Source organism: Streptomyces sp. NPDC053673 (assembly GCF_055585225.1).
In genome coordinates this window covers 17,722-44,218 of sequence record NZ_JBVJKN010000026.1, presented here as the reverse complement: position 1 = coordinate 44,218, position 26,497 = coordinate 17,722, and the positions used below count along the sequence as shown (strand labels likewise).

At 69.9% G+C, this 26,497-nt stretch carries 21 protein-coding genes; 11 read left to right on the top strand and 10 right to left on the bottom strand.

The window, feature by feature from the left end; translation table 11 throughout:
- Positions 1-55 precede the first annotated feature (55 nt).
- On the top strand, positions 56-1,345 hold the full coding sequence (locus tag ACZ6ZQ_RS28970; RefSeq protein WP_469771457.1) for a citrate synthase: 1,290 nt from the start codon (positions 56-58) through the stop codon (positions 1,343-1,345).
- Positions 1,346-1,784: 439 nt separating this feature from the next.
- Here ACZ6ZQ_RS28970 and ACZ6ZQ_RS28965 read toward each other — a convergent pair whose 3' ends face one another.
- The 3 genes from ACZ6ZQ_RS28965 to ACZ6ZQ_RS28955 form a co-directional block, all read right to left on the bottom strand.
- Positions 1,785-4,190, bottom strand: coding sequence for a heavy metal translocating P-type ATPase (locus ACZ6ZQ_RS28965; protein WP_469771456.1), 2,406 nt, complete (start codon positions 4,188-4,190; stop codon positions 1,785-1,787).
- Positions 4,191-4,257: 67 nt separating this feature from the next.
- Positions 4,258-4,572, bottom strand: a complete 315-nt coding sequence (locus tag ACZ6ZQ_RS28960; RefSeq protein WP_469771515.1) for a heavy-metal-associated domain-containing protein — start codon at positions 4,570-4,572, stop codon at positions 4,258-4,260.
- Between the two features lie 117 nt (positions 4,573-4,689).
- The gene (locus ACZ6ZQ_RS28955; protein WP_469771455.1) at positions 4,690-5,424 is read right to left on the bottom strand and encodes a TetR/AcrR family transcriptional regulator; all 735 of its coding nucleotides are present in this window, start codon (positions 5,422-5,424) and stop codon (positions 4,690-4,692) included.
- 164 nt (positions 5,425-5,588) lie between these two features.
- On the opposite strand from ACZ6ZQ_RS28955, the gene ACZ6ZQ_RS28950 reads away from it, so the two are divergent.
- Both ACZ6ZQ_RS28950 and ACZ6ZQ_RS28945 read left to right on the top strand, forming a co-directional pair.
- Positions 5,589-7,859, top strand: coding sequence for an MMPL family transporter (locus tag ACZ6ZQ_RS28950; RefSeq protein ID WP_469771454.1), 2,271 nt, complete (start codon positions 5,589-5,591; stop codon positions 7,857-7,859).
- 36 nt (positions 7,860-7,895) lie between these two features.
- Positions 7,896-8,951, top strand: a complete 1,056-nt coding sequence (locus tag ACZ6ZQ_RS28945) for a zinc-dependent alcohol dehydrogenase family protein (RefSeq protein ID WP_469771453.1) — start codon at positions 7,896-7,898, stop codon at positions 8,949-8,951.
- Between the two features lie 12 nt (positions 8,952-8,963).
- On the opposite strand, the gene ACZ6ZQ_RS28940 is transcribed toward ACZ6ZQ_RS28945, so the two are convergent.
- From ACZ6ZQ_RS28940 to ACZ6ZQ_RS28930, 3 genes are all read right to left on the bottom strand, one after another.
- A complete protein-coding gene (locus ACZ6ZQ_RS28940; protein ID WP_469771452.1) occupies positions 8,964-9,566 on the bottom strand; it encodes a GNAT family N-acetyltransferase in 603 nt (200 codons plus the stop codon).
- Positions 9,567-9,651: 85 nt separating this feature from the next.
- Complete coding sequence (locus ACZ6ZQ_RS28935; protein WP_453658070.1) at positions 9,652-9,849, bottom strand: helix-turn-helix transcriptional regulator; 198 nt, start codon at positions 9,847-9,849, stop codon at positions 9,652-9,654.
- Positions 9,850-10,105: 256 nt separating this feature from the next.
- Positions 10,106-11,017: a sugar phosphate isomerase/epimerase family protein gene (locus ACZ6ZQ_RS28930; RefSeq protein WP_469771451.1), complete on the bottom strand. Its 912-nt coding sequence runs from the start codon at positions 11,015-11,017 to the stop codon at positions 10,106-10,108.
- A gap of 130 nt (positions 11,018-11,147) precedes the next feature.
- Between ACZ6ZQ_RS28930 and iolC the strand changes: the two genes are divergently transcribed.
- Genes iolC through ACZ6ZQ_RS28905 form a run of 5 tightly spaced genes read left to right on the top strand, consistent with a single transcriptional unit; the run spans position 11,148 to position 17,349 of the window.
- Positions 11,148-12,200: a 5-dehydro-2-deoxygluconokinase gene (gene iolC, locus ACZ6ZQ_RS28925; protein ID WP_469771450.1), complete on the top strand. Its 1,053-nt coding sequence runs from the start codon at positions 11,148-11,150 to the stop codon at positions 12,198-12,200.
- Positions 12,197-13,087, top strand: a complete 891-nt coding sequence (locus tag ACZ6ZQ_RS28920) for a Cgl0159 family (beta/alpha)8-fold protein (protein ID WP_469771449.1) — start codon at positions 12,197-12,199, stop codon at positions 13,085-13,087. Before iolC ends, ACZ6ZQ_RS28920 begins: the two co-directional genes overlap by 4 nt.
- A 16-nt stretch (positions 13,088-13,103) precedes the next feature.
- Entirely contained in the window at positions 13,104-13,916 is an 813-nt protein-coding gene (gene iolB, locus ACZ6ZQ_RS28915) for a 5-deoxy-glucuronate isomerase (RefSeq protein WP_469771448.1), read from the top strand.
- Positions 13,913-15,823, top strand: a complete 1,911-nt coding sequence (gene iolD, locus ACZ6ZQ_RS28910; protein ID WP_469771447.1) for a 3D-(3,5/4)-trihydroxycyclohexane-1,2-dione acylhydrolase (decyclizing) — start codon at positions 13,913-13,915, stop codon at positions 15,821-15,823. The genes iolB and iolD overlap by 4 nt, the downstream gene beginning before the upstream one ends.
- Before the next feature lie 23 nt (positions 15,824-15,846).
- Positions 15,847-17,349 carry a CoA-acylating methylmalonate-semialdehyde dehydrogenase gene (locus tag ACZ6ZQ_RS28905; RefSeq protein ID WP_469771446.1) on the top strand — a complete coding sequence of 501 codons (1,503 nt, stop codon included), beginning with the start codon at positions 15,847-15,849 and terminating at the stop codon, positions 17,347-17,349.
- 94 nt (positions 17,350-17,443) lie between these two features.
- On the opposite strand, the gene ACZ6ZQ_RS28900 is transcribed toward ACZ6ZQ_RS28905, so the two are convergent.
- From ACZ6ZQ_RS28900 to ACZ6ZQ_RS28890, 3 genes are all read right to left on the bottom strand, one after another.
- The gene (locus tag ACZ6ZQ_RS28900; protein WP_469771445.1) at positions 17,444-18,277 is read right to left on the bottom strand and encodes a hypothetical protein; all 834 of its coding nucleotides are present in this window, start codon (positions 18,275-18,277) and stop codon (positions 17,444-17,446) included.
- Positions 18,278-18,676: 399 nt separating this feature from the next.
- Positions 18,677-19,864 (bottom strand): S8 family peptidase, encoded by a 1,188-nt coding sequence (locus tag ACZ6ZQ_RS28895; RefSeq protein ID WP_469771444.1) that lies wholly within the window; start codon positions 19,862-19,864, stop codon positions 18,677-18,679.
- Positions 19,865-20,070: 206 nt separating this feature from the next.
- Positions 20,071-20,508: a GNAT family N-acetyltransferase gene (locus ACZ6ZQ_RS28890; protein ID WP_469771443.1), complete on the bottom strand. Its 438-nt coding sequence runs from the start codon at positions 20,506-20,508 to the stop codon at positions 20,071-20,073.
- A 142-nt stretch (positions 20,509-20,650) separates the two neighbouring features.
- Between ACZ6ZQ_RS28890 and ACZ6ZQ_RS28885 the strand changes: the two genes are divergently transcribed.
- Together ACZ6ZQ_RS28885 and ACZ6ZQ_RS28880 are read left to right on the top strand one after the other, a co-directional pair.
- Positions 20,651-23,485 carry an alpha/beta fold hydrolase gene (locus tag ACZ6ZQ_RS28885; RefSeq protein WP_469771442.1) on the top strand — a complete coding sequence of 945 codons (2,835 nt, stop codon included), beginning with the start codon at positions 20,651-20,653 and terminating at the stop codon, positions 23,483-23,485.
- Positions 23,482-24,360: an ABC transporter permease gene (locus tag ACZ6ZQ_RS28880; RefSeq protein ID WP_469771441.1), complete on the top strand. Its 879-nt coding sequence runs from the start codon at positions 23,482-23,484 to the stop codon at positions 24,358-24,360. The genes ACZ6ZQ_RS28885 and ACZ6ZQ_RS28880 overlap by 4 nt, the downstream gene beginning before the upstream one ends.
- Before the next feature lie 19 nt (positions 24,361-24,379).
- Here the strand turns inward: ACZ6ZQ_RS28880 and ACZ6ZQ_RS28875 are convergent, their stop codons facing one another.
- Positions 24,380-24,529, bottom strand: coding sequence for a helix-turn-helix domain-containing protein (locus tag ACZ6ZQ_RS28875; RefSeq protein ID WP_469771440.1), 150 nt, complete (start codon positions 24,527-24,529; stop codon positions 24,380-24,382).
- Between the two features lie 264 nt (positions 24,530-24,793).
- Between ACZ6ZQ_RS28875 and ACZ6ZQ_RS28870 the strand changes: the two genes are divergently transcribed.
- The gene (locus tag ACZ6ZQ_RS28870) at positions 24,794-26,365 is read left to right on the top strand and encodes a vWA domain-containing protein (RefSeq protein WP_469771439.1); all 1,572 of its coding nucleotides are present in this window, start codon (positions 24,794-24,796) and stop codon (positions 26,363-26,365) included.
- The last annotated feature ends 132 nt before the right edge of the window (positions 26,366-26,497 follow it).

Genomic DNA, 26,497 nt, shown 5'->3' with positions numbered 1-26,497 from the left:
GGTAGAGACAGTCAGGGCACCTCGAAGAAGAGGCACTACGTCGGTGAGGGATGACGTGAGCGACAACTCTGTAGTACTGCGGTACGCGGACGGTGAATACACCTACCCGGTGGTCGAGAGCACCGTCGGTGACAAGGGCTTCGACATCGGGAAGCTCCGGGCGCAGACCGGTCTGGTGACCCTGGACAGCGGTTATGGCAACACAGCCGCCTACAAATCCGCGATCACCTACCTCGACGGCGAGCAGGGGATCCTCCGCTACCGCGGCTACCCGATCGAGCAGCTGGCCGAGCGTTCCACCTTCCTTGAGGTGGCGTACCTGCTGATCAACGGTGAGCTCCCGACGGTCGACCAGCTGGCCACTTTCAAGGGCGACATCACCCAGCACACCCTGCTGCACGAGGACGTCAAGCGGTTCTTCGACGGCTTCCCGCGCGACGCCCACCCGATGGCGATGCTGTCGTCCGTGGTCAGCGCGCTGTCGACGTTCTACCAGGACAGCCACAACCCGTTCGACGAGCAGCAGCGCAACATGTCGACGATCCGGCTGCTGGCCAAGCTGCCGACGATCGCGGCGTACGCCTACAAGAAGTCGATCGGCCACCCCTTCGTCTACCCGCGCAACGACCTCGGGTACGTGGAGAACTTCCTGCGGATGACCTTCTCGGTCCCGGCGCAGGAGTACGAGCTGGACCCGGTCGTGGTCGCCGCGCTCGACAAGCTGCTCATCCTGCACGCGGACCACGAGCAGAACTGTTCGACGTCCACCGTGCGCCTGGTGGGCTCCTCGCAGGCGAACATGTTCGCCTCGATCTCCGCCGGTATCTCCGCCCTGTGGGGGCCGCTGCACGGTGGCGCCAACCAGTCGGTGCTGGAGATGCTCGAGGGCATCAAGGTCAACGGTGGCGACGTCGACTCCTTCATCCGCAAGGTGAAGAACAAGGAGGATGGCGTCCGCCTGATGGGCTTCGGCCACCGCGTCTACAAGAGCTTCGACCCGCGTGCCAAGATCATCAAGGCGGCGGCGCACGATGTCCTTTCGGCGCTCGGCAAGTCCGACGAGCTGCTCGACATCGCCCTCAAGCTGGAGGAGCACGCGCTCTCCGACGAGTACTTCGTCTCGCGCAACCTCTACCCCAACGTGGACTTCTACACGGGCCTGATCTACCGGGCCATGGGCTTCCCGACCGAGATGTTCACCGTGCTCTTCGCGCTCGGCCGACTGCCCGGCTGGATCGCCCAGTGGCACGAGATGATCAAGGAGCCGGGTTCCCGCATCGGCCGCCCGCGCCAGATCTACACCGGTGAGGTTCTTCGGGACTTCGTCCCGGTCGAGGCCCGCTGACGCCCGAGGCCTGGCATCGCGGGCTGTCGCCCGAGGCGTCGTCCCGGGCTGTCGCCCCCTGGGTACAGCGAGAACCCAGGTGACGGCGAGGGCCCCCGACACAGCGAGAAGCGCCCCGCTTCCGATCCCCCCACGGGTCGGCGAGCGGGGCGCTTCCCATATCCCCGGTGCGGATTCCCCCCACGGGATCCGGCCCGGGCGTCTGCTGGTGTCCAGCAGAGGCTCTTCGCGCGGTCTGCCGGGGTACGTATCTACGGGAGGGCCGCTCATAGCTCCCCGGTCGTACGTGCCCCGGCCAACGCTTGCCTGGGACGTCCCCCAAGACATCCCATGAACGTCCCCCAAGACGTTCTGGCATCGCCCACTTAGACTCGCGAAGAGCCCGAATGGTTACCCTCAAATATCTGTGATCTGGATCTCTTTGTGAAGGTCCTGTGTATCACGTGAAGGATCGCAGACGCAGGCTGTTGCTGACCACGAAAACGGACGAGAAAGCCATGGCAATTCCCGCGATCATGGGATTGAGCAGTCCGGCGGCGGCCAGCGGCAGCGCCGCGACGTTGTAGCCGAAGGCCCAGAAGAGGTTGCCCTTGATCGTGGCGAGGGTCCGCCGCGAGAGCCGGATGGCGTCGGCGGCGACCCGCAGATCGCCCCGTACGAGCGTGAGATCGCCGGCCTCGATCGCGGCGTCGGTGCCCGTGCCCATGGACAGTCCCAGATCGGCGGTGGCCAGCGCAGCGGCGTCGTTCACGCCGTCGCCGACCATCGCGACCGTACGGCCCTCTGCCTGAAGACGCTGGACCACGGCCACCTTGTCCTGCGGCAGCACCTCGGCGCACACCTCGTGGATGCCTACCTCGGCTGCGACCGCCTCGGCGACCGCGCGGTCGTCGCCCGTCAGCAGCACGGGCCTCAGCCCTAGCGCCCGCAGCCGGACGACCGCCTCGGCGCTGGTGCTCCTGACCGCGTCGGCCACGGTCAGGACGCCGCGGGCCTTGCCGTCCCAGGCCACGGCGACGGCGGTGCGTCCGGTGATCCCGTCGAGCTCGCCGGGCGGTTCCACTCCGGCGTCGATGAGCAGGCGGGCTCGGCCGACGAGTACGGTGCGGCCCTCCACCGTGCCGCGCACGCCGAGGCCGGGGACGTTCTCGAAGGCGTCGGGAACGGGCAGCGGGCCGACGCGTTCAGCCGCGCCGTCCGCGACCGCGCGGGCGACAGGATGCTCCGAGGCGTGCTCCAGGGCGCCCGCGAGCCGTAGCAGCTCCTCCTCGGTGGTGGGGCCACTGACGTACACGTCCTGCAAGTGCATACGGCCGGTGGTGACCGTTCCGGTCTTGTCCAGGACGACGGTGTCCACCGCGCGGGTCGACTCCAGGACCTCCGGTCCCTTGATCAGAATGCCGAGCTGTGCGCCACGGCCCGTACCGACCATGAGGGCGGTGGGGGTGGCCAGGCCCAGTGCACAGGGACAGGCGATGATCAGCACCGCGACGGTGGCCGTGAAGGCCGCGGTCGTATCGTCGGTGATCAGCAGCCATGCGACCAGGGTGCCGAGGGCGATCAGCAGGACGACGGGGACGAAGACGGCCGAGATGCGGTCGGCGAGCCGCTGCACCCGGGCCTTCCCGTTCTGGGCGTCCTGGACCATCCGGGCCATCCGGGCCAGCTGTGTGTCCGCCCCGACGCGCGTCGCCTCGACGACGATCCGGCCCGCGGTATTGACGGTGGCGCCGGTGACGGCGTCGCCGACGCTGACGTCTGCTGGTACGGATTCGCCTGTCAGCATCGAGGCGTCGACGGCCGAGGTGCCCTCGGCGACGGTGCCGTCGGTGGCGATCTTCTCCCCCGGGCGCACGACGAAGAGGTCGCCGACGGCGAGCCGGGCGGCCGGGATGCGTACCTCGGCGCCGTCCTTGAGGACGGCCACGTCCTTGGCGCCCAGCTCCAGCATCGCGCGCAGGGCGGCACCGGCCTTCCGCTTGGCACGTGCCTCCAGATACCGGCCGAGGAGTACGAAGGTGATGACGCCCGCGGCGACTTCGAGGTAAATGGCCGACGCTCCGCCGGTGCGGCCGGCTGGCGTGTCCACGGCGAGGTCGAAACCATGGCGCATGCCTGCCATGCCCGCATGGCCGAAGAAGAGTGCCCAGAGTGACCAGCCGAAGGCGGCGAGAGTGCTGAGGGAGACGAGGGTGTCCATGGTGGTCGCGCCGTGCCGGAGGTTGGTCCACGCGGCGCGGTGGAACGGCAGCCCGCCCCAGACGACGACGGGGGCGGCCAGGGTCAGGGAGAGCCACTGCCAGTTGTCGAACTGGAGGGCGGGCACCATGGCGAGCAGCACAACGGGCGCGGCGAGCAGGGCGGACACGCGCAGCCGCTGCCCCAGCGCGGTGACGTGATCCCCGTCGCGGGCTGTGGGGCGTGTTCCGGTCGCGGTCTCGGGATGAGCCCTGGGCTGGGTCCCGGTCGCGGTCCCTTCCTCGGGCCCAGGCTGCCCGGGCCCGGTCTTCTCCGTCAGCTGGGCGATCGGGTTCCCGCCTGCCGTGTCCGGATCCGGGGCCGTAGGCGCCGTGGCCGGAGCGCCGGGTATCGCGGTTGGTGGCAGGAGCGGTGTGGCCGCATAGCCCGTCTTCTCGACCACGGCGACGAGATCAACGACGTCCGTGCCCTCGCTGTAGGTGACGCGGGCCTTCTCGGTGGCGTAGTTCACCGTAGCGGTGACGCCGTCCATGCGGTTGAGCTTCTTCTCCACGCGGGCCGCGCACGCGGCGCAGGTCATTCCGCCGATCAGGAGCTCGATCCGCGAGCCGCCCGCGTCCGTGATCTCGGTTGCGCTGCTGGTCATCTGTGCTGGGTTCCAAGGCCGGGGCCGGGCCGTCCGCCGCAGCTGAGGCCCGGCCGGATGGGGGGTGTCAGGCCTGGCCGACGAGCTCGTAGCCGGCCTCGTCGACCGCCGCGCGCACCGCGGACTCGTCCAGTGGCGCATCGGAGATCACGGTGACCTGTCCGGTGGCGGCGACGGCCTTGACGGAGGTGACGCCCGCGATCTCGGAGATCTCGGCAGTCACCGCCCCCTCGCAGTGACCGCACGTCATGCCCTTCACCTCGTACACCGCGGTGACGCCGCCCAGCTGGACGTCTGCCGCGCCGCCGCCGTGGCAGGAACCGGAAGGCGAGCAGCAGGAGCCGGTGGCCTCGGGAGTCTCGGTCTTCGTCTCGACGGTCATGGCGTTCTCCTGTTCGAGGGCGTATCGCTTTGCGATCACTTCGTGCAACGAAGTCATGGTGCATCAAGAGAGGCCCTGGGGATGGCGGGACTCCCTGACAGTCACTACACTATACCCCTAGGGGGTATTAAGCGAGCTTGTCCCGGCCAGGGTGTGTCCCGGCGGTGCATCGCCGAACAGTGGTGAGAGGTAGCGGTACAGCACCGTTTTCAGCTCTGCTTTGTACGCCTCCCGTTCGTCCCCCTCGTGGGCGAGGATCAGGTCCAGGCCCGCTTTGGCGACGGAGAACGCCATGCTCGCCGTGCGGTGGAGCTCGGCGGGGTCGGCGTCGGGGAGGAAGTCGCCGAGGATTTCCTCGGCGCGTGTGAGCAGCGCGGAGTGCACGGCGTCGTGCTCCTCGGTGATCCGGCCGGGGATCTCGGAGCTGTGCATGAGGACGGCGAAGGCCGGGTTCTCGCAGTTGAACTCGATCAGTGGATCGAGGGCGGAGTCCAGTAGCTCGTGGAGGGGGAGGGTCGGGTCGAGCGCGTCGAAGGCGGCACCGTGGGAGTCGCGCCAGCGCTGCATCAGCCGGCCACCCAGTTCGACGGCGATGGCCTCCTTGTTCGGGAAGAACTGGTACAGCGTGCCGGGTGAGACGCCTGCCTCGCGGGCGATCGCGTTGGTGCTGGCCGCGGTGTAGCCGCTGCGGCAGAAGATGCCCGCCGCGGCCTCCAGGAGCTGGGCGATGCGGCGCTCGCCGCGGGCCTGGCGGCGGCGTGGCTGTGTGGGCTTGGGATCCGTGGACTTGGACTGCGCGGACTCGGCCTGTGCGGGCTTGGTCTGAGCCTCGGCGTCGGGTGCCTGTGGCATGTGAATCACCAATCCCCAGCTTTTCAGGTTCGGTTGACAAACGCGAGTGGTCGCTCGCATTCTTGAGAAACGCGAGCGATGACTCGTGTTTGTCAGTCTATGGCAATGGACGATCTGTGCTGCCTGCTGCGCGGCACCGGTCTCGGCGAAGGGGACACCGCACGATGTCCGAAGTCAACGCTGAGCCGCGCCTTGGCGGCTGGACCAGGGTTGTCACCGCGCGACCACGGCTGTCGCTGCTGCTTGCCCTGATCATCACGGCACTCGCCGTGTTCGCGGGCAGCGGAGTGGGCGACCGCATGGGCAGCGGTGGCTGGGAGGCCCCCGATGCCCAGTCGACGTACGCCAAGAACGCGCTCGACCGCGAGTTCCCGGCCGCGCGGCCCAATCTGCTGCTGCTCGTCGGCAGCGGTCCGGCAGGCGTGGACGATCCGGCGGTCGCCGCCGAGGCCGCCCGGCTGACCAAGCGGTTGGCAGGTGAGAAGGGCGTCACGGGCGTCGGCTCCTACTGGCAGAGCAAGTCGCCCGCGCTGCGCGCCGAGGACGGCCGCGAGGCTCTGATCGTCGCCCGGATAGAAGGGGACGAGAAGGCGGCAGGCGAGGTGCTGGAGCGCATCGCCCCCGAGTACCGGGGGACACACGGTCCTGTGAAGGTCTCCGTCGGCGGGCCCGTCGCCGTCATGCACGACATGCAGACGATCATCCAGGAGGACCTGCTGCGGGCCGAGATGATCGCCCTGCCGGTGACCCTGGTGCTGCTGGTGATGGTCTTCGGTAGCGCGGTCGCGGCCCTGCTGCCGCTGGGCATCGGCATCGTCGCCATCCTCGGTACGAACGCGGTCCTGCGCGGACTCACCGAATTCACCGATGTCTCGGTCTTCGCGCAGAACCTCACGACAGCTCTCGGTCTCGGACTCGCCATCGACTACGCCCTGTTCATCGTGCGCAGATTCCGGGAGGAACTTGCGACGGGTGCGCAGACCCGGGAGGCGATCGGGATCACCCTCCGCACGGCAGGGCGGACGGTGCTGTTCTCGTCCCTCACGGTGGCTGTGTCGCTGGCCGCGATGCTGGTCTTCCCGCAGTACTTCCTGCGGTCGTTCGCCTACGCCGGGATAGCGGTGGTGCTGCTGGCCGCCGCGGCCGCTCTTGTTCTGCTCCCTGCCGCGCTGATGCTGCTGGGGGACCGGGTGAACGCGCTGGATCTGCGCCGCCTGCTGCGCCGGGGCCGCAGCAGGAAGGGCGCCTCCTCGGACGGTACTGAAGGCGCGCGGTGGGGCAAGGCGGTGGGGTGGGTGATGCGGCGGGCGCCGGTCTTCGCCGCGGCCACCACCGCCGGGCTTGTGCTGCTCGGGCTGCCCTTCCTGGACGTCAAGTTCGGGCGCGCCGACGACCGCCAGCTGCCGCCGACCGCCGAGTCACATGTCGTGCAGCAGCACATACGGGACGGATTCCCCGGGAGTCCCGGCGGCGGTCTCGATGTCTTCGCCGAGGGCGTGGCCACGCCCGCGCAGTACGCCGAGTACCGGGAGCGCGTCTCGGCACTCCCGGGTGTGCTGCGGGTGGGCGGGCCGCTCGTCTCCGGCACGCACGCGACCTTCATGGTGCTTCCCGAGGAGGAGGCCGTGGGCGAGGAGTCCCAGCGGCTCGTGCGTGAGCTCCGCGCGGAGCCTGCCCCGTTCGAGACGTCGGTCACCGGCGCGGCCGCGATGCTGGTCGACTCCAAGGACGCGATCGGTGACCGGCTGCCCTGGGCGGCGGGCATCATCGCCGTCGTCACGCTGCTGTTGGTCTTCCTGCTCACCGGCAGCGTGATGATCCCGCTCCAGGCCGTCGTCCTCAACGGTCTCAGCCTCACCGCGATGTTCGGGGCCGTGGTCTGGGTCTTCCAGGAAGGCCATCTCTCCGGGCCCCTCGCTTTCACGTCCACCGGCGACATCGAGACGACGCTCCCGGTCCTGATGTTCTGTGTCGCCTTCGGCCTGTCCATGGACTACGGAGTGTTCCTCCTCTCCCGGATCAAGGAGGAATACGACCGCACCGGCGACCATGAGCATGCGGTGGCCTACGGACTGCGCCGCACGGGCGGGCTGATCACTGCCGCGGCCGTGATCCTCGCTGTCGTGATGGTCGCGATCGGCACCTCGCGGGTGGCCAACACGAAGATGCTCGGTCTCGGGATCGCCCTCGCCGTCCTCATGGACGCGATGGTGGTGCGCAGCCTTCTGGTTCCGTCGGTGATGAAGCTGACGGGGCGGGCTACCTGGTGGGCGCCGGCCCCGCTGCGCGCCTTCCACGCGAGGTTCGGCCTCAGCGAGGGCGAGATATCCGGGCCCGCCCCGGCGGAGCAGGGCGTCGAGGAGCGGGACGAGGCTGCGGGGAGCATTCCGGGGCGGGACGACCGGGACCGCGACAAGGCCGCTGTGGGCGGTTAGGTTCGAATCGAGCGAAGTCAGGGAAAGGCGTGGCCGATGAGGGCTGTGGTGTTCGAGCAGTACGGGCAGGACGCCGGCGTGCGCGAGGTGCCGGACCCGGTGCCGTCGGAGCACGGCGTGGTCGTGCGCGTCGAGGCCACGGGGTTGTGCCGCAGCGACTGGCACGGCTGGATGGGCCATGACCCGGACATCACCCTCCCGCACGTCCCCGGGCATGAGCTGGCCGGAGTGGTCGAGGCGGTGGGCCCTGGGGTCGCCAACTGGCAACCCGGGGAACGGGTCACCGTGCCGTTCGTCTGCGCCTGCGGCCGCTGTGCCGCCTGCGCGGCAGGCGACCAGCAGGTCTGCGAGCACCAGACCCAGCCCGGGTTCACGCACTGGGGCTCCTTCGCCGAGTTCGTGGCGCTGGAGCATGCGGACGTCAATCTGGTGGGTGTGCCCGAGGAGCTGTCGTTCGCGACGGCAGCGGGGCTCGGCTGCCGGTTCGCGACCGCATTCCGGGCCGTGGTCTCCCAGGGACGGGTGGCGCCCGGTGAGTGGGTGGCCGTGCACGGCTGCGGTGGAGTCGGGCTGTCCGCGGTGATGATCGCGGCGGCGTGCGGGGCGCGGGTCGTCGCGGTGGACGTCTCACCGCGCGCCCTGGAACTGGCGCGGAAGTTCGGCGCGGCGGAATGCGTGGACGCCACGGCGCTCACGGGTGCGGGCGGCACTGCCGAGGCGGTGCGCGAGCTGACGGGCGGCGGTGCCCATCTCTCGCTCGATGCGCTCGGTTCGCCCATCACCTGCGCGGCCTCCGTGCAGAGCCTGCGCAGCCGTGGACGGCATGTGCAGGTGGGCCTGCTGCCCTCGGTGGCCGGTGACCCTGTCGTGCCCATGAGCCGGGTCATCGGCGAGGAGCTGGAGATTCTCGGCAGCCACGGGATGGCAGCCCACGCCTATGGACCGATGCTGGAGATGGTTCGCTCCGGGGCGCTCCGGCCGGACCTCCTGGTGACCTCGGTGATCTCCCTGGACGCCGCTCCCGCCGCACTGTCGGCCATGGGGAGGACCCCGGGTGCGGGCGTGACGATCATCGAGCCTGCTGGTGGCTAGTGCCACTGGGTTTCACAGGCGCGGGTGGCCGCGGTGGACTGTCCATTCACGGGCAAGGATCGACATGACCGTGGCGTCGATCCACCCGTCTCCGTGGCGCAGGGCCTCGCGCTCGGTGCCTTCGGCGACGAAGCCCGCCTTCTCGTAGGCTCGCCGGGCCCGGGGGTTGAAGTCGAAGACGCGCAAGGAGATCCGGTTCAGGCCGAGTTGCCCGAAGCCATAGCCGGTGATCAGCTGGATGGCCTCGGTGCCGAGACCGCGGTCTCGGCCGCCCGGGCCGATCAGGGTGCGGAAGGAGCAGCTGCGGTTCCGCTCGTCCCACTCGTTGAGGACGACCTCGCCGACGAGTTCACCGGTGGCTCGGTCGACGACCGCGAGGTCGAGGCGGTCGGTCTGGTCGCTGCGGGTCGCGTACCAGGAACGCAGACGCTCCTCGGGGAGAGGGGGATCGCCGGCGGAGCCGGTGAAGAGGAGCACCTCCGGATCGCTGAGGATCGCGGCCATGGTCGGAGTGTCCGCCTCGGTGAAGGGACGTAGGACCACCTTCTCTCCGGTGAGGGTGGGCTTGACGGAGAAGTCCGTGGTCGGTTGCTCGGTCGCCGGAGAATGTGTCACCGGGGAATTCTTGAAAACGCGGTGTGCGGGTGCAAGCCGATTTCGGGGCGGGCCCCGCACCGGCCGGATGCGGGGCCCGTCGGCCTCACTCCCTGCGGCTCCTGTTGCCGGGGCGGTTGGCCACCCAGATGCGGATGGTGTCCGCGTACCAGTAAGGCTTGCCGGCCTCCACGTGGTCCGGCGGGGGAAGGAGGCCGTGTTTGCGATACGAACGCACCGTGTCCGGCTGCACCTTGATGTGCGCGGCGATCTCCTTGTAGGACCAGAGCTTTCTGTCCGTCATCTGTGGCACCTCCCTGCGCGCGCCACAGCGGCGGCAGGGGAGCCGTCGGGGGAGCTGCGGCGCGGACGCTGGCGATCACTGAGCCCGTGCCCGTTGAACGACACGGAGCGACCCGAGGGGAGGGGGTGTCGGGGACCTGTGACGGAAGGCCCGCGTAACGGAGACATATGTGACGAGGAGGTGACTTCTGTGACGTAAGTGAGTCACGCCCTTGGTTGCACAGAGCCGGCCGGGGCTCTGCCGGACAGGCGTGGGCTCATGCCCCGCAGGAGCGGAGGAAACGGCGGGTGCGTTCGGCGATCGGGAAGGGCTTGTCCGGAGGACAGGGGTACATGTCCTGCTCGACGATGGCGAACAGTTCGGCGTCGAGTCGCTGGGCCGCGGCCAGCACCGGCTCCAGAGCGGGCACGCCTGCGGGCGGCTCGCACATGACGCCACGCGCCACGGCCGGGCCGAACGGCACTTCGTCCGCGACCACTTCGGCGAGGATCTCCGGGTCCACCTGCTTGAGGTGGAGGTAGCCGATCCGCTCACCGTAGGTCTCGATGAGCTTGACGCTGTCGCCGCCGCAGTAGGCGTAGTGCCCGGTGTCCAGACACAGCGAGACCAGGTCCGGGTCGGTCGCGTCGAGGAAACGGCTCACGTTCTCTTCGCTGTCGATATGGGTGTCCGCGTGCGGGTGGACGACGATCCGCAGCCCGAAGCGATCACCGACCTCCTTGCCGAGTCGTTCGGTCTGGGTGGCGAGGTCTCGCCACTGGGCCGCGGTGAGCGTGCGGTCCTCCAGTACCTGGCCGGTCTTGTCGTCGCGCCAGAAGGAGGGGATGACGACGAGATGGTCGGCGCCCATCGCGCGGGTGAGGGCCGCGATGTCGGAGACATGGGCCCAGGTCGTGTCCCAGACGGCCGGCCCGTGGTGCAGCCCGGTGAAGACGGTTCCGGCGGAGACCTTCAGCCCGTGCGCCGCGGTCTCCTCGGTGAGCACGGCGGGGTCGGTCGGGAGGTAGCCGTACGGGCCGAGCTCGATCCACTCGTACCCCGCCTGTGCGACTTCATCGAGGAAACGCCGCCAGGGGACCTGTTGCGGGTCGTCGGGGAACCAAACGCCCCAGGAGTCCGGGGCCGACCCGATCCGGATGCGGTTGAGCGAGGGTGCGGAGGAGGTCATGGCGGTCAGCTTTCCGGCCGCCCGAGAAAGGTGTCAAGCTTTCGTCCGAATGTCAGGACAAAATGTTGACAGCGTTCAGGAGAGCGGGCTAGACCAGGGGGCAGCCGGGCGTGGAACCGAAAGGACACGTATGCCTCAGCCGTACGACGTGATCACGATGGGCCGGATCGGAGTCGACCTCTACCCCCTGCAGACCGGGGTGCCGCTGGCGCGCGTCGAGACCTTCGGGAAGTTCCTCGGCGGCTCCGCCACGAATGTGGCGGTGGCGGCGGCCCGGCTCGGTCGCCGCTCCGCGGTCGTCACCCGCACGGGTCAGGACGCCTTCGGGGAGTATCTCCACGAGGCGCTGCGGGAGTTCGGGGTCGACGACCGCTGGGTGACGGCGGTGCCGGGACTGCCCACACCGGTCACGTTCTGCGAGATCTTCCCGCCGGACGACTTCCCGCTGTACTTCTACCGCCAGCCCAAGGCACCCGATCTCGAACTAAGCGCGGATGACCTTGACTTGGCGGCCATCGGCTCGGCACGGGTCTTCTGGATGACCGGCACGGGCCTGTGCGCGGAGCCGAGCAGGACCGCGACCCTCGCGGCTCTGGAACACCGGGCGAAGTCCGGTACGACGGTCTTCGACCTCGACTGGCGCCCGATGTTCTGGGAGAGCGCGGCCCGGGCGGCTCCGGACGAAGCGAGGCCGTACTACGTACAGGCCCTCGCTCACGCCACCGTCGCCGTCGGCAATCTCGACGAGTGCGAGATCGCGACCGGCGAGCGCGAACCGTATGCCGCGGCCCGAGCGCTGCTCGGTGCCGGGGTCGAACTGGCCGTGGTCAAGCAGGGACCCAAGGGAGTCCTGGCCGTCCACCGGGACGGCACCACCGCCGAGGTCCCGCCGGTGGAGGTCGAAGTGGTCAACGGACTCGGTGCGGGTGACGCGTTCGGCGGGGCGATGGTGCACGGGCTGCTGGCCGGCTGGGAGCTGGAGCGGGTGATGCGGTTCGCGAACGCCGCGGGAGCGATCGTCGCCTCCCGCCTCGCCTGCTCCTCGGCCATGCCCTACACCACCGAAGTGGACGCTCTCCTCGACGGCCACCCACCGGGCCCCGCATCCGGTATCGCACCCGGCCCGGACCCGGACCAGGACCCCCTTCCCGGCCCCGGTGCCGCACCCGGGGCAGCGTCGTGACCCGCGTCGATGTCGCCGGCCTCGTCAGGATCAGGGCGCACCGCCCCGAGGCCGTCGCCGAGGCGGCCGCCCGTCGGCGGAGGCGCCCACTCGTCGGGAGCAGCGGCCGGCTGATGATCGTCGCAGCCGACCATCCCGCCCGCGGAGCCCTCGCCGTCGGCGATCAGCGGCTGGCCATGGCCAACCGCATCGGCCTGCTGGAGCGCCTCTGCACTGCCCTGGAGCGCCCAGGCGTCGACGGGGTCCTCGCCACCGCCGACATCCTGGAGGACCTCCTTCTCCTCGGCGCCCTCGAGGACAAGGTCGTCATGGGCTCGATGAACCGTGGCGGGCTCGCGGGCGCCGCCTTCGAACTGGACGACCGCTTCACCGGATACCGCGCGGAGGACCTGGCCCGGCTCGGCTTCGACGCAGGCAAGCTGCTGCTCCGTATCGACTACGACGACCCGGGCTCCCTCGAGACGCTGCACTCCACGGCCCGGGCAATCGACGAAATGGCCGCGTACCGGCTGCCGGTCTTCGTCGAGCCGTTCATCTGCCGCCGTGTCGACGGTCACCTGCACAACGACCTGTCCGCCGAGGCCGTCACCCGCTCCATCGCCATCGCCTCCGGCCTCGCGGGCACGTCGGCGTACACATGGCTGAAGGTCCCGGTCACCGATAACCCGGACGACATGGCCCGCGTGATGGAGACCTCGACACTGCCGGCCGTGCTGCTCGGAGGTGAAGTGGGCGGTTCGGCCGGGGGGCAGGAGCGGGCGTACGAGAAATGGCGCGGAGCTCTGCAACTGCCCACGGTCCAGGGACTGGTGGTGGGGCGCTCACTGCTCTATCCGGTCGACGGCGATGTGGCGGGGGCCGTCGATACGGCCGTAGGACTGCTCTAGGGGGTACGGAGAACTCATGGACGACCACATGCATGTACGGGCAGGCACCGCGGCCGAGGGGCCGTACGCGCTGGACATCGACCCCAAGACGGCCGGGTGGGGTTACTCCGCGCTGCGGATCCTGGAGCTGCCCCCGGGCGGTTCGCATCTGCTGGGCACCGGGGACAGCGAGTGGATCGTGCTTCCGCTGAGCGGCGGATGTTCGGTGCAGACGGACGGCACGACCATGGAACTGCAGGGCAGGCAGGGCGTGTTCGCCGGAGTCACCGACTTCGCGTACGTGCCGCGCGACGCCCATGCACAGATCGCCTCCGGCGCGGGAGGCCGTTTCGCCCTGGCAGGAGCGAAATGCGAGCGACGACTCCCCGCTCGCTACGGCCCCGCGCCGGAGGTCCCCGTCGAAGACCGCGGAACCGGCAGCTGTGCGCGCAAGGTGCACAACTTCGCCGCCGCCGGCTCCTTCGACTGTGACCGCCTCATCGCCGTCGAGGTGCTTACCCCCGGCGGTAACTGGTCGTCGTATCCGCCGCACAAGCACGACGAGCACCGGCCCGGCCAAGAGACCAGACTGGAAGAGATCTACTACTTCGAGATCGAGGGCGAGCACGGCTTCGGCTACCAGCGGGTGTCCCCGTCCCGCCCCGGCGGCACCGACCTGCTCGCCGAGGTCCGCAGCGGCGACGCCGTTCTCGTCCCCGACGGCTGGCACGGCCCGTCCATCGCCGCCCCGGGCCACGACATGTACTACCTGAACGTCATGGCGGGCCCGGGGCCCGAGCGGGAATGGCGGATCTGCTTCCACCCCGATCACACGGAGGGCTACCGATGAGCACGGGACCCAGCACGCGCCGCCCCGGCACCCGCCGCCTCACGACCGCCCAGGCCCTCGTCGCCTTCCTCGCCCGCCAGTACTCCGAGCGCGACGGCCACCGGCAGCGGCTGATCGGCGCCACATGGGGCATCTTCGGCCACGGCAACGTCGCGGGAATCGGCCAGGCCCTCCTCGAAACCGGCGAGTCCGGCGACGGCATGCCGTACTTCCAGGGCCGCAACGAACAGGCCATGGTGCACGCGGCCGTCGGCTACGCCCGCCAGTGCGGTCGGCTCTCCACCCACGCCGTCACCACCTCCATCGGCCCCGGCGCCACGAACCTCGTCACCGGCGCGGCCCTTGCCACGATCAACCGGCTCCCCGTGCTGCTCCTGCCCGGCGACGTCTTCGCGAGCCGTCCCGCCGACCCGGTCCTCCAGCAGCTGGAAGTCCCCTACGCGGGGGACGTCTCCGTCAACGACTGCCTGCGTCCCGTGTCGAAGTACTTCGACCGGATCACCCGCCCCGAGGCACTGATCCCGGCCGCCCTCGCCGCTATGCGGGTCCTCACCGACCCCGCCGAGACCGGCGCGGTCACGCTCGCGCTGCCGCAGGACGTGCAGGCCGAGGCGTACGACTGGCCGGAGGAGTTCTTCGCCGAGCGCGTCTGGCACGTACGCCGCCCGATGCCGGACCCGGACGAACTGGGGGCGGCGGCCGCGGCGGTACGGTCGGCCCGTCGCCCCCTGATCATCGCGGGTGGCGGCGTGCACCACAGCCGCGCGGAGATCGCCCTCAAGACGCTGGTCGAGGCGACCGGCATCCCCGTGGCCTCGACCCAGGCGGGCAAGGGCTCGCTGTGCCACGACCATCCACAGGACGTCGGCGGCATCGGCCACACCGGCACCGCGACCGCCGACGAGCTGGCGCGCGCCGCGGACCTGATCATCGGCGTCGGCACCCGCTACTCCGACTTCACCACCGCCTCCGGCACCCTCTTCACGCACCCCGACGTCCGCTTCCTCAACCTCAACATCACCGGCTTCGACGCCCACAAGCTCTCCGCCCTCCCGCTCGTCGCGGATGCCCGGGCAGGCCTGCACGGTCTCATCGCGTCCCTCCACGGCCACCATGTGGAGCACACCTACGAGACGGAGTACACCGACGACAAGGAGCGCTGGGAGCACCGCGTCGACGCCGCGTACGAGACGCGCGACGAGGACGTGCGCCCCACTCAGCCGCAGGTCCTCGGCGTACTCGACACCCTGATCAACGAGGACGACATCGTGATCAACGCCGCGGGGTCCCTTCCGGGCGATCTCCACAAGCTGTGGCGGACCCGCTCGCGCGACCAGTACCACGTCGAGTACGGCTACTCCTGTATGGGTTACGAGATTCCCGCCGCGATCGGCGTCGCGATGGCAGCGCCCGGCCGGCCCGTGTGGGCCCTCGTCGGTGACGGTACGTATCTGATGAATCCCACCGAAATCGTCACCGCGGTCCAGGAGAACATCCCGATCAAGGTGGTGATCCTCCAGAACCATGGGTACGCGTCGATCGGCGGGCTGTCCGAGGCGGTCGGCTCCGAGCGGTTCGGCACCGCATACCGCTACCGGGAGCCCGACCGTACGTACACGGGGCCCCCGCTCCCGGTCGACCTCGCGGCCAACGCAGCGTCCCTCGGGATGCGGGTGATCCGGGCCAAGACCGTGCGTGACCTGCGCGAAGCCCTCGCGGAGGCCCGCGCGGAGGACCGCCCCACATGTGTCTACGCCGAGACCGAAACGGCAGACACTGTGTCGGGCGCGCCCCCGGCCCAGGCGTGGTGGGATGTTCCCGTGGCCGAGACCGCGACCCGCCCGTCGGCGGTCAAGGCACGAGAGGAGTACGACCGGCAAGTCGCAGCCCGACGCCGCCATCTCTGAAGGATCTGAAGGAGCTTTTCGTCATGACGAAGACCGTCAACCACTGGATCGGTGGCAAGACCGTCGAGGGCGCGTCCGGCAACTGGGGCCCGGTCACCGACCCGGCGACCGGAGCTGTGACCACGCAGGTCGCACTCGCGTCCGTCGAGGAGGTCGACGCGGCGGTCGCCGCCGCGAAGGCCGCGTACGCCACCTGGGGCACGTCTTCCCTGGCTCAGCGCACCACGATCCTCTTCCGCTTCCGCGCGCTGCTGGACGCCAACCGCGACGCGATCGCCGAGCTGATCACCGCCGAGCACGGCAAGGTCCACTCGGACGCGCTGGGCGAGGTCGCCCGCGGTCTGGAGATCGTGGACCTGGCCTGCGGCATCACCACCCAGCTCAAGGGCGAGCTGTCCACCCAGGTGTCGAACCGGGTGGACGTCGCGGCCATCCGCCAGCCGGTCGGCGTCGTCGCCGGCATCACGCCGTTCAACTTCCCGGCGATGGTGTCGATGTGGATGTTCCCGCTCGCCATCGCCTGCGGAAACACCTTCATCCTCAAGCCGAGCGAGAAGGACCCGTCCCCGTCGCTGAAGATCGCCGAGCTGCTGGCCGAGGCGGGCCTTCCGGACGGCGTGTTCAATGTCGTCCACGGCGACAAGGTCGCGGTCGACCGTCTCCTGGAGCACCCCGACGTCTCGGCGGTCTCCTTCGTCGGCTCGACGCCGATCGCCAGGCACATCCACACCACCGCGTCGGCCAACGGCAAGCGCGTCCAGGCGCTCGGCGGCGCCAAGAACCACATGCTGGTCCTCCCGGACGCGGACCTGGACGCCGCGGCCGACGCCGCCGTCTCTGCCGCGTACGGCTCCGCGGGCGAGCGCTGCATGGCGATCTCCGCGGTCGTCGCGGTCGGCGCGATCGGTGACGAGCTGGTCGACAAGATCCGTGAGCGCGCCGAGAAGATCAAGATCGGCCCGGGCAACGACCCCACGTCCGAGATGGGCCCGCTCATCACCAAGGCCCACCGCGACAAGGTCGCCTCGTACGTCCACGGCGCGGCGGACCAGGGCGCCGACGTCGTCCTCGACGGCACGGGCTACACGGTGGACGGTTTCGAGGACGGCCACTGGATCGGTCTGTCGCTCCTCGACAAGGTCTCCACCGACTCCGACGCATACCGGGACGAGATCTTCGGCCCCGTGCTGTGCGTGCTGCGCGCCAAGACGTACGAGGAGGGCATCGAGCTCATCAACGCCTCGCCGTTCGGCAACGGCACCGCGATCTTCACTCGCGACGGCGGCGCCGCCCGCCGCTTCCAGATGGAGGTCCAGGCAGGCATGGTCGGTGTGAACGTGCCGATTCCGGTGCCGGTGGGCTACCACAGCTTCGGCGGCTGGAAGGACTCGCTCTTCGGCGACCTCCACATCTACGGCAACGACGGCGTGCAGTTCTACACCCGCGGCAAGGTCGTCACCACCCGCTGGCCGGACCCCTCCGAGGCCCCGGCGGGCGTGGACCTGGGCTTCCCGCGCAACCACTGACACTCGACCGGACTCTTCCCCACGCCGCGCGGCTCGTACGGAACCCTCACCCCGTACGGGTCGCGCGGTCGTCTTCGGTGGCCGGCCGTGCCCATCAGTGGTTCGAGCCCTTGATCTGATGATGAGAAACCTGTTCCCGTACCGTGCGCCACTGTGACCGAGTCTGCTCGACCACGCTGTCCCACTGCTGGCGGACTTCGTGGTCGGAAGGGCGGTCGCCCTGACGGATCCGGCTGAGCTCGTCTCGTACTTCTCGTCCCAGTGCCACCGATGCGACAAGGACGAGCATGGCTGCGAAGAGGGCCGAGATCATCGCGAAGACGGCACCGACTACCCCGTAGCGTGCGACGGAGGAGTTGAAGAGATGCGGCATGTAGATCTTTGTACCCACTGAATAGGCCACCGCCAGAACGGCGCCGGTGACGCCGAAGGGAAGCAGATCCAGCCAGTAGATCCGCTTCGCTGACAGGATCCAGCCGCTCCAGACGAGGAACACAGCGGTCACCGGTACCCCACACACCAAGGCGACTACACCCAGCGCGCCCCTGCCAAGGAGCGCGGAGAGCAACGCATTGACCAGTGCGTAGCCACCGAGAGTGAGGATCCACCACAAGCCGTTGCGCGTGTTGCGCATACTGAGGGGCGTGAGTTCCCATGCCTGTTCGAAGAGTCGCTGCGCGGCTCGCGCGAAACTCAGCACCGAGATCGTCAGAAACACGACTCCGAACATGCCCACGCTCGCACTGGCCCCTTCGGCAGGAGAGAACAGCGAGCTGACTGCCGTGGCGCTTGCTCCGGTGAGGTTGTAGCGCCTGATGATCCGCTCTGCGGCGTCGTAGTGCGCGAAGACAGCGCCGAGGAGGATGGAGAGCGGGATCAAGGTCGTCAAGGCGCTGGAGGCCAGCGCCATCGAGCGGTCGAAACCCATGATCTTCTGGAACCGGTTGATGACCCGCAGCGCGAAGGCAGGCCGCAGCCAGAACGTCAGTGTTCTGACGAGGCGTTCTCGATTGATCCCCGTCGTCCTGCCCTCCGTGAAGATCGGGACCTGTCTGGGCGGCGCGAGCCTAACGGATGGTCGCCGGACCGATGAAGGGCGACACGAGAACCAGCACGCCGACCGCACGACTGCCCGATGCCTGCGTGGTGCGCGCCGGGGATCTGGAGGTGCGGAAAGGCTGATGCCCGAGGAGCGGCCCTACCCGGATGGGGTGGAGCTCCTCGGGCATCTCATGCACTGACCGTCGAACAGCGACAAGCACGAGCCGGACAGTGACAAACAGAGCCGAACGTCGACGAAAGCGATGAACAGCGGCGAGCGTCGATGTCAGAACAGCGAGTGCAGCAGCTTGTTCGGGGAGCCCGTGCGCGCGTCCGCGATCTTGCCGCTCGTTGCGTTGTTCACCAGCGCGTCGCGGACCTGGGCCGGGGTGGCCGTGGGGTGGTTCGCGAGGTAGAGCGCTGCGACGCCCGCTGTGTGCGGCGTGGCCATCGACGTACCGGAGATGGTGTTCGTCGCGGTGTCGTTGTCCTTCCACGCCGACGTGATGTTCACCCCCGGCGCGAACAGGTCCAGGCAGGTGCCGTAGTTGGAGAACGACGCCCTGCGGTCCGTGTTGTCCGTCGCGCCGACCGTGATCGCCTCGGGGACGCGGGCCGGGGAGTAGTTGCACGCGTTCACGGGGATGCCGATGAGAATGCCGTTGCCCGCCGCGATCGAGTAGCTGACGCCCGACGCGATGGACTTCTTCACCGCGTTGTCCAGGGCGGCGCTGGCTCCGCCGCCCAGACTCATGTTGGCGACGGCAGGCTTGACCGCGTGCGCCGTCACCCAGTCGACACCGGCGATGACGCCCTCCGTCGTGCCTGACCCTTGGCAGTCCAGCACGCGGACCGCGACAAGCTTCACGCTCTTGGCGACACCGTAGGTCTTGCCGCCGACCGTGCCCGCGACATGCGTGCCGTGGCCCTGGCAGTCCTGGCCGTTCCGGCCGTCGCCGACGGTGTCCGTTCCGATGCTCGCCCGGCCGCCGAACTCGCTGTGCGAGGTGCGGATGCCGGTGTCGATGATGTACGCGTTCACATTCGACGCGATGGTGTTGTACGTGTACGTCGTCGACAGCGGGAGGTTCCGCTGGTCGACGCGGTCGAGGCCCCAGGTGGCGTTCGACTGGGTGTCGTTGAGCCGCACGGTGGCGTTCTGCTCGACGTAGTCGACGCGCGGATCGGCGGCGAGGCTGGCGGCCTTCGCCTTGGACATCGACGCGGAGAATCCCTCGAGGACGGACCGATAGGTGTGCTTGGGGGTCACACCGAGATCGGCGGCACGGGTGCTGCCGTCCTTGAGGACGACGATCCAGCTGTCCTGGACCGCGGTTGCAGTGGGGGCGAGACGGAGATCGCCGAGGGGCGCGCTCTGCGCGGTGGGGGTGGCGGCGAACTGGAGACCGGCTGCGAGGGCGACTGCGGGGAGCAGCGCGCTCATGCGTATGGAGCGCCGGGCAGTAAATCTCATCTCGTGCACCTGACCTTTCTTTGATCGGAACACGACAAAATCCGCATGGCTCGTGCGGATGTGCAGGACAGCGTCTCGTGCAGTGATCGAGCAGACAAGAGGTTGTTACCGATGGGTTCAAGGCAATGCCAGGGTGCCGTACCGAATTTGGCGGACATCACCGATATCAGCGGTGCACGCCCCGGCGGTTGCGCTCCAGCGGTCCGTCAGCGCGAATCGCCCGAACCGTCATCGGTCATGAATTCCCAGGTCAGTGAGGTGAATTCACCCTCGTTCACGGCATGTGCGGAGGTGTACGTCGCCAGCGCCGGTTCGTTGTCGGTGTCGACACCGACCCACATGTCGTAGCAGCCGCGCTCCCGGGCGACCGCCGCCAGTGCCTCGGTCAGCGCTCTTCCGATCCCGCGCCGCCGGTACCCCTCGTCCACCGACAGCTCGTACAGACACATCTCCGCGCCCTTGTCCGGGTGGAGCATCTCGATGCCCGAGACCATCCCGGCCGGCGCGCCGTCGACGTACGCGATCAGCATCAGATGCCCGGGCGCTGCCAGGAAGCGCTCCGCCCACTCCGTGCGAGCCGGCCCGTCGTACAGATGCCCGGCGGAAAGGAGCTCGGCGACGGTCGTCGCGCGGCGGATCTCCATGGCAGCTCCTCCTCGGGCCGGTCCGGCCTTCGTGTACCGCGTCTGGTGTACGAGGACGGTAGCGGGTACTACCCGAGGAGGTCGCTGAGTTCCGCCCGGCGGCAGCCGCGGTCGGCATGGACGTCCGCTTAAGGTTTCAACCATGAAGATCCGACTTCCCCGGCGGGCGAGCGTGCCTCGGCGACGCGGGCGATGGTTCGCAGGAATCGCTGCCTTTGCCGTGCTGGCAGGCGCGGGTACGTGGACAGCGGCGGCCTCGGACGACGAGCCCTCCGTGCACCGCGAGGACCAGGCGCTGCCCATGCCGGGAGCGAGCATCGACACCTCGTTCTTCACGTCTGCCGCCTCCGGCACCGGGCGGCGGCCCGCAGTGCTGCTGGGACACGGCTTCGGCGGCAGCAAGGACTCCGTACGGGAACAGGCGGAGGCGCTGGCCCGTGACGGGTACGCCGTACTGACCTGGTCCGCGCGCGGCTTCGGCGCTTCGACCGGCGAGATCGGGCTCAACGACCCGGATCACGAGGTCAAGGACGTCTCCCGGCTCATCGACTGGCTCGCCATGCGCCCGGAAGTCCGCCTGGACGCGACGGGCGACCCCCGCGTCGGGGTGACGGGTGCCTCGTACGGCGGGGCGGTCTCGCTCCTCGCGGCGGGGTACGACCGGCGCGTCGATGCGATCGCTCCCGAAATCACGTACTGGAACCTCGCGGACGCGCTGTTCCCGGACGGGGTCTTCAAGAAACTCTGGGCAGGCATCTTCTTCACCACCGGCTCCGTGGGCACATCCGGACCCGCACCGGACGCGGAGGTCCCGGCGGGGACGGACACACCCGCCGGGACCGGACAGGGCGCGGCCGGGCGCGACGACGACAGCCCGGCTGCCGACGGCGGCTCTGCCGAACGGCCTGCGGCGGGTTCGGCGTCGGCCCGTCGGACCGCAGGAGCCGCCGCATCCGCGTGCGGGCGCTTCCAGCCCACTCTCTGTGCGATGTACGAACGTGTCGCCACCGCAGGCCGACCCGATGCCGAGGCCCGCGCGCAGCTGGAGGCGCGCAGCCCGTCCGCCGTCGCCGACCGCATCAAGGTGCCCGCGCTCATCGTGCAGGGCCAGTCCGACTCGCTCTTCCCGCTCTCGCACGCCGACGCGATGGCCAAGGCGATCAAGGGGAACGGTGCGCCTGTCGCCGTCGACTGGATCGCGGGCGGTCACGACGGCGGGGACCTGGAGGCCGACAGGATCCAGGGGCGCGTCTCCGCATGGTTCGACCGGTATCTGAACGGGAACGAGTCCGCGGACACCGGCCCGGTGTTCCGCGTCAGCAGGACCGGAGGAGTTGACTCCACCGACGGGCAGGCGACCCTGCGCGGGGCCACCGCGGCGGGTTACCCGGGCCTGCGCGCCGACGGACAGACCTTCGAACTCGACGGTCGTGCGCAGACCTTCCGCAATCCGGCAGGGGCGAACCCGCCCGCCATCTCCACGGTGCCGGGCGTCGGCGGCGGGCTGTCGCAACTGTCCTCTCTCGGCGTCGGGCTCTCCCTCGACTTCCCCGGGCAGTACGCCCGCTTCGACTCCCAGCCGCTGGACCGGCGCACCCGGATCACCGGCTCGCCCACCGTCCGGGCCACGGTGACGTCCGACAACGGCGAAGCGGTCCTCTTCGGCAAGGTGTACGACGTCGGCCCCGACGGCCGTCAGCAGGTGCTGCCCGCGCAGCTCGTCTCCCCGGTCCGGGTCCAGGGCGCCAAGCCGGGCCGGACCGTCGAGCTGACGCTGCCAGCCGTGGACCACGAGGTCGAGGCCGGCCACCGGCTCCGCCTCGTCCTCGCCGCCACCGACTTCGGCTACGCGTCACCGGCCGCGCCGACCACGTACACCGTGGCCCTCGCAGGGAAGCTGACGGTGCCCACCGCGCCCGGCGTCACGACCCAGGCCGCCGGGATGCCCTGGTGGGTGTGGGGCTTGCCCGCCGCGGGCGCGGCAGTCGCCGCCGTGCTGCTGTTCACCGCCCGCCGCCGCACCACGGCCCCCGCGCCCGCCCCTGAGCTCGCCGACGTACCCCTGCAGATCAGCGGACTGACCAAGCGCTATGCCAAGTCCGCCGACCGGTACGCCGTGAGGGACCTCTCCTTCCGTGTCGAGAAGGGCCAGGTGCTCGGACTCCTCGGCCCGAACGGCGCCGGCAAGACCACCACTCTGCGCATGCTGATGGGGCTGATCGCTCCCGACGACGGCGAGATCCGCGTCTTCGGGCACGCCATCAGGCCCGGTGCGCCCGTGCTTTCCAGGGTCGGCGCATTCGTCGAAGGGGCGGGCTTCCTACCGCATCTGTCCGGCCAGGAGAACCTGGAGCTGTACTGGCGTGCGACCGGCCGCCCTGCCGAGGACTCCCACATCGAGGAGGCCCTGGAGATCGCGGGCCTCGGCGACGCGCTCGCCCGCGCCGTGCGCACCTACTCGCAGGGCATGCGGCAGCGCCTCGCCATCGCGCAGGCCATGCTCGGTCTGCCGGATCTGCTGATCCTCGACGAGCCGACGAACGGACTCGACCCGCCACAGATCCGTGAGATGCGGGACGTGATGATCCGGTACGCGGCCGGAGGCCGGACCGTCATCGTCTCCAGCCACCTGCTGGCGGAGGTGGAGCAGTCCTGCACGCATCTCGTCGTCATGGACCGCGGCCGGCTGGTGCAGGCGGGCCCCGTCGCGGAGATCACCGGCTCGGGTGACACCCTGCTGGTGACGACCGTCGAGGAACTGTCCGCACCCCTCGTGGAGAAGATCGCGGCCCTGCCCGGGATCGGTTCCGCGGTCCTCACGGACGACGGAGACGGGCTGCTGGTCCGCCTGGACGGCGCGAGCGCGGCCGGTCTGATCGCCGAACTCGTACGGCTGGACGTGCCGGTGACCGGCGTCGGCCCGCACCGACGCCTGGAAGACGCGTTCCTCACCCTGATCGGAGGAGCATCCGCATGAGCACCGTGCACAACGCACCGACCGTGGCGACCGCACCCGGCTATCGGGCGCGGCACACCCTGCCGCTCCGCGTCGAGGCGGTACGCCAGCTGAAGCGGCGGCGGACGCTGGTGATGGGAGCGATCCTGGCGGTGCTGCCGTTCGTACTGATCGTCGCCTTCGCGATCGGCGGCACTCCGGACGAGCGCGGCGGGGGCGGCGACCGGATCACGCTGATGGACACGGCGACCGCGTCCGGTGCGAACTTCGCCGCGACCTGCCTCTTCGTTTCGGCGGGCTTCCTGCTCGTGGTGCCGGTCGCGCTGTTCTGCGGGGACACCGTGGCGTCCGAGGCAAGCTGGTCCTCCCTTCGCTATCTGCTTGCGGCACCCGTGCCCCGGGCGCGGCTGCTGTGGTCGAAGCTGGCGGTCGCGCTGGGCTTCAGCGCGGCGGCGATGCTGCTGCTTCCGCTGGTCGCACTCGCCGCGGGAACGGCGGCGTACGGCTGGGGGCCGCTGGCGCTGCCCACCGGGGGCTCCCTGGCGACGGCGGACACCGTGCCGCGGCTCGCGCTCGTCGTCGCATTCATCTTCGTCTCCCAACTGGTCACGGCAGGGCTGGCCTTCTGGCTGTCGACCAAGACGGACGCGCCGCTGGGCGCGGTCGGCGGCGCCGTCGGTCTGACGATCATCGGGAATGTCCTGGACGCGGTGACGGCACTCGGCTCCTGGCGCGACTTCCTGCCGGCGCACTGGCAGTTCGCCTGGGCGGACGCGCTGCAGCCCCAGCTGGAGTGGGGCGGGATGCTGAAGGGCACGGCCGTCTCGGTGACATACGCACTCGTCCTGTTCGCCCTGGCGTTCCGCGGGTTCGCCCGGAAGGACATCGTGTCCTGACCCCCGGGGCGCTGCCCGCTCAGATCCAGCCACGGCGGGCCGCTTCCGCTCCCGCGCGGAAGCGGCTCGCCGTCCCGAGGGTCGTCAGGAGCTCGCCGACGCGGCGGCTGTACGTGCGGGCCGACATGCCCAGGCGGGTCGCGGCCGACTCGTCCGTGAGACCCGCCAACAGCGCGTCGAGGACCGGGCGCAGATGCGCGGGGGCCGTCCCGCAGGCGGCGGCCGCGAGGTCGTCACCGCCGTCCCACCAGGCGTGATGGGTGCGGACCAGGGCCTGGACGACGACCGGGTCGCGGAAAGCGGTCCATGCCGATTCCGCTCAACGACCGCTTGCCGTTGCCGCATTGAGATTCATCCGCAACTCGTTCGACTGCTCCCTCGGGCCGTCTCGCACGTCACATTCACAAGTGCCTGACGATCCAGGGGGACGGAAATGACGCCGTACACAAGGACGTACAGAGGAGCGCTCGTGGCGCTGCTGGCCGGGGCAGTGCTGCTGACCGGCTGCGGTGCGGGTGGTGGGCAGGTCGATCGCGCGGCGCAGGGCGGGGGCGAGCACCGGCGCGCGGAGGGCCAGCCGGCGCCGATGGTGCCCGACGGCGGTGGCCGGCCCGCGGAAGGCAGCCGTGACGAAGGGAAGGAGGGCGAGCAGAGCAGCGAAGCACAGCGGGACATCGCGCCCGCACCCGACTATCTGTCCACGTTCGCGCTGGATGTGGACACGGCCTCGTACGGCTACGCGCGGCGCAGCCTCGCCGGGGGACGGCTGCCCGAGCCGGACTCCGTACGGCCCGAGGAGTTCGTCAACAGCTTCCGGCAGGACTATCCGCGCCCCGAGGGCAACGGGTTCACGGTGAGTGTGGACGGCGCCCACGCGGGCGGCCGGGGCGGCGAGGACTGGTCGCTGATGCGGGTGGGCCTGGCGACCCGTTCGTCCACGCGCAGCGCCGAACGGCCCCCGGTCGCACTGACGTTCGTCGTCGACATCTCCGGGTCGATGGCCGAGCCCGGTCGGCTCGACCTCGTCCAGGAGTCCCTCGGCATACTCACCGACCAGCTGCGCGAGGACGACTCCATCGCCCTCGTCACCTTCAGCGACGAGGCCGAGACGCGGCTGCCGATGACCCGGCTCGCCGGCAACCGGGACACCATCCACGACATCGTCGACGAACTGGAACCGACCGACTCCACCAATGTGGAGGCCGGCGTGCGCACCGGCTACGACGTCGCCGTCGAGGGCCGCAGGCGTGGAGCGAACAACCGTGTCGTGCTCCTCTCCGACGCGCTCGCCAACACCGGTGAGACCGAGGCCGATGCGATTCTGCAGCGGATCGAGGACGCCCGCCGCGAGTTCGGCATCACGCTCTTCGGCGTCGGTGTCGGCAGTGAGTACGGCGACAAACTGATGGAGCGGCTCACGAACCGGGGCGACGGCCACACCACGTACGTGTCCACCTCCGCGCAGGCCAGGAAGGTGTTCGTCGACCAACTGCCCGCACATGTCGAGTTGAGGGCCCGTGACGCGAAGGCGCAGGTCGCCTTCGACCCGCAGACGGTGAAGGAGTTCCGGCTGATCGGATATGAGAACAGGGCGGTTGCCGACGAGGACTTCCGCGACGACAGGGTGGACGGCGGCGAGGTCGGCCCCGGTCACACCGTCACCGCGCTGTACGCGGTACGGCTCCGGGAGGGCGCGAGCGGACATGTCGCGACGGCGACCGTGCGCTGGCTCGACCCGCGGAACCGGGCCCCGCATGAGGCATCGGGCACCGTGGAGACGGGCGCGCTCGGCGGAGACCTCTGGTCGCCGCGCACCTCGCCGCGGCTGCAGGTCAGCGCCGTCGCCGCGTACTTCGCCGAGCGGCTGCGCGGTGCCGACACACCGGGCACGCCCCGGTTGGGCGTCCTGGGGGAGCGGGCAGGCGCCCTCGCGAAGCGCACGGAGGACGCGTCCGTACGTCAGCTGGCCGAGTCGATCCGCCAGGCCGACTCGCTGCTCGAGTGACAGGCTGACCGGTAGGGGCGGCCGATCGGCTGAGTGACCGACCTGCGAAGCGGCCGGTCGGGACGCCGGAACCGATGGGAGCGGGACTTGGCGGACCCGCCCGCTCCTGCCGGCTCCCGCTCCTGCCGGCTC

Bases quoted from the DNA above. Each gene is read 5' to 3' on its own strand.
- ACZ6ZQ_RS28965 (WP_469771456.1), bottom strand. From the start codon at position 4,190: ATGACCAGCAGCGCAACCGAGATCACGGACGCGGGCGGCTCGCGGATC.
- ACZ6ZQ_RS28960 (WP_469771515.1), bottom strand. From the start codon at position 4,572: ATGACCGTCGAGACGAAGACCGAGACTCCCGAGGCCACCGGCTCCTGC.
- ACZ6ZQ_RS28955 (WP_469771455.1), bottom strand. From the start codon at position 5,424: ATGCCACAGGCACCCGACGCCGAGGCTCAGACCAAGCCCGCACAGGCC.
- ACZ6ZQ_RS28950 (WP_469771454.1), top strand. From the start codon at position 5,589: ATGTCCGAAGTCAACGCTGAGCCGCGCCTTGGCGGCTGGACCAGGGTT.
- ACZ6ZQ_RS28945 (WP_469771453.1), top strand. From the start codon at position 7,896: ATGAGGGCTGTGGTGTTCGAGCAGTACGGGCAGGACGCCGGCGTGCGC.
- ACZ6ZQ_RS28935 (WP_453658070.1), bottom strand. From the start codon at position 9,849: ATGACGGACAGAAAGCTCTGGTCCTACAAGGAGATCGCCGCGCACATC.
- ACZ6ZQ_RS28930 (WP_469771451.1), bottom strand. From the start codon at position 11,017: ATGACCTCCTCCGCACCCTCGCTCAACCGCATCCGGATCGGGTCGGCC.
- iolC (WP_469771450.1), top strand. From the start codon at position 11,148: ATGCCTCAGCCGTACGACGTGATCACGATGGGCCGGATCGGAGTCGAC.
- iolB (WP_469771448.1), top strand. From the start codon at position 13,104: ATGGACGACCACATGCATGTACGGGCAGGCACCGCGGCCGAGGGGCCG.
- iolD (WP_469771447.1), top strand. From the start codon at position 13,913: ATGAGCACGGGACCCAGCACGCGCCGCCCCGGCACCCGCCGCCTCACG.
- ACZ6ZQ_RS28905 (WP_469771446.1), top strand. From the start codon at position 15,847: ATGACGAAGACCGTCAACCACTGGATCGGTGGCAAGACCGTCGAGGGC.
- ACZ6ZQ_RS28900 (WP_469771445.1), bottom strand. From the start codon at position 18,277: ATGGGTTTCGACCGCTCGATGGCGCTGGCCTCCAGCGCCTTGACGACC.
- ACZ6ZQ_RS28895 (WP_469771444.1), bottom strand. From the start codon at position 19,864: ATGAGATTTACTGCCCGGCGCTCCATACGCATGAGCGCGCTGCTCCCC.
- ACZ6ZQ_RS28890 (WP_469771443.1), bottom strand. From the start codon at position 20,508: ATGGAGATCCGCCGCGCGACGACCGTCGCCGAGCTCCTTTCCGCCGGG.
- ACZ6ZQ_RS28885 (WP_469771442.1), top strand. From the start codon at position 20,651: ATGAAGATCCGACTTCCCCGGCGGGCGAGCGTGCCTCGGCGACGCGGG.
- ACZ6ZQ_RS28880 (WP_469771441.1), top strand. From the start codon at position 23,482: ATGAGCACCGTGCACAACGCACCGACCGTGGCGACCGCACCCGGCTAT.
- ACZ6ZQ_RS28870 (WP_469771439.1), top strand. From the start codon at position 24,794: ATGACGCCGTACACAAGGACGTACAGAGGAGCGCTCGTGGCGCTGCTG.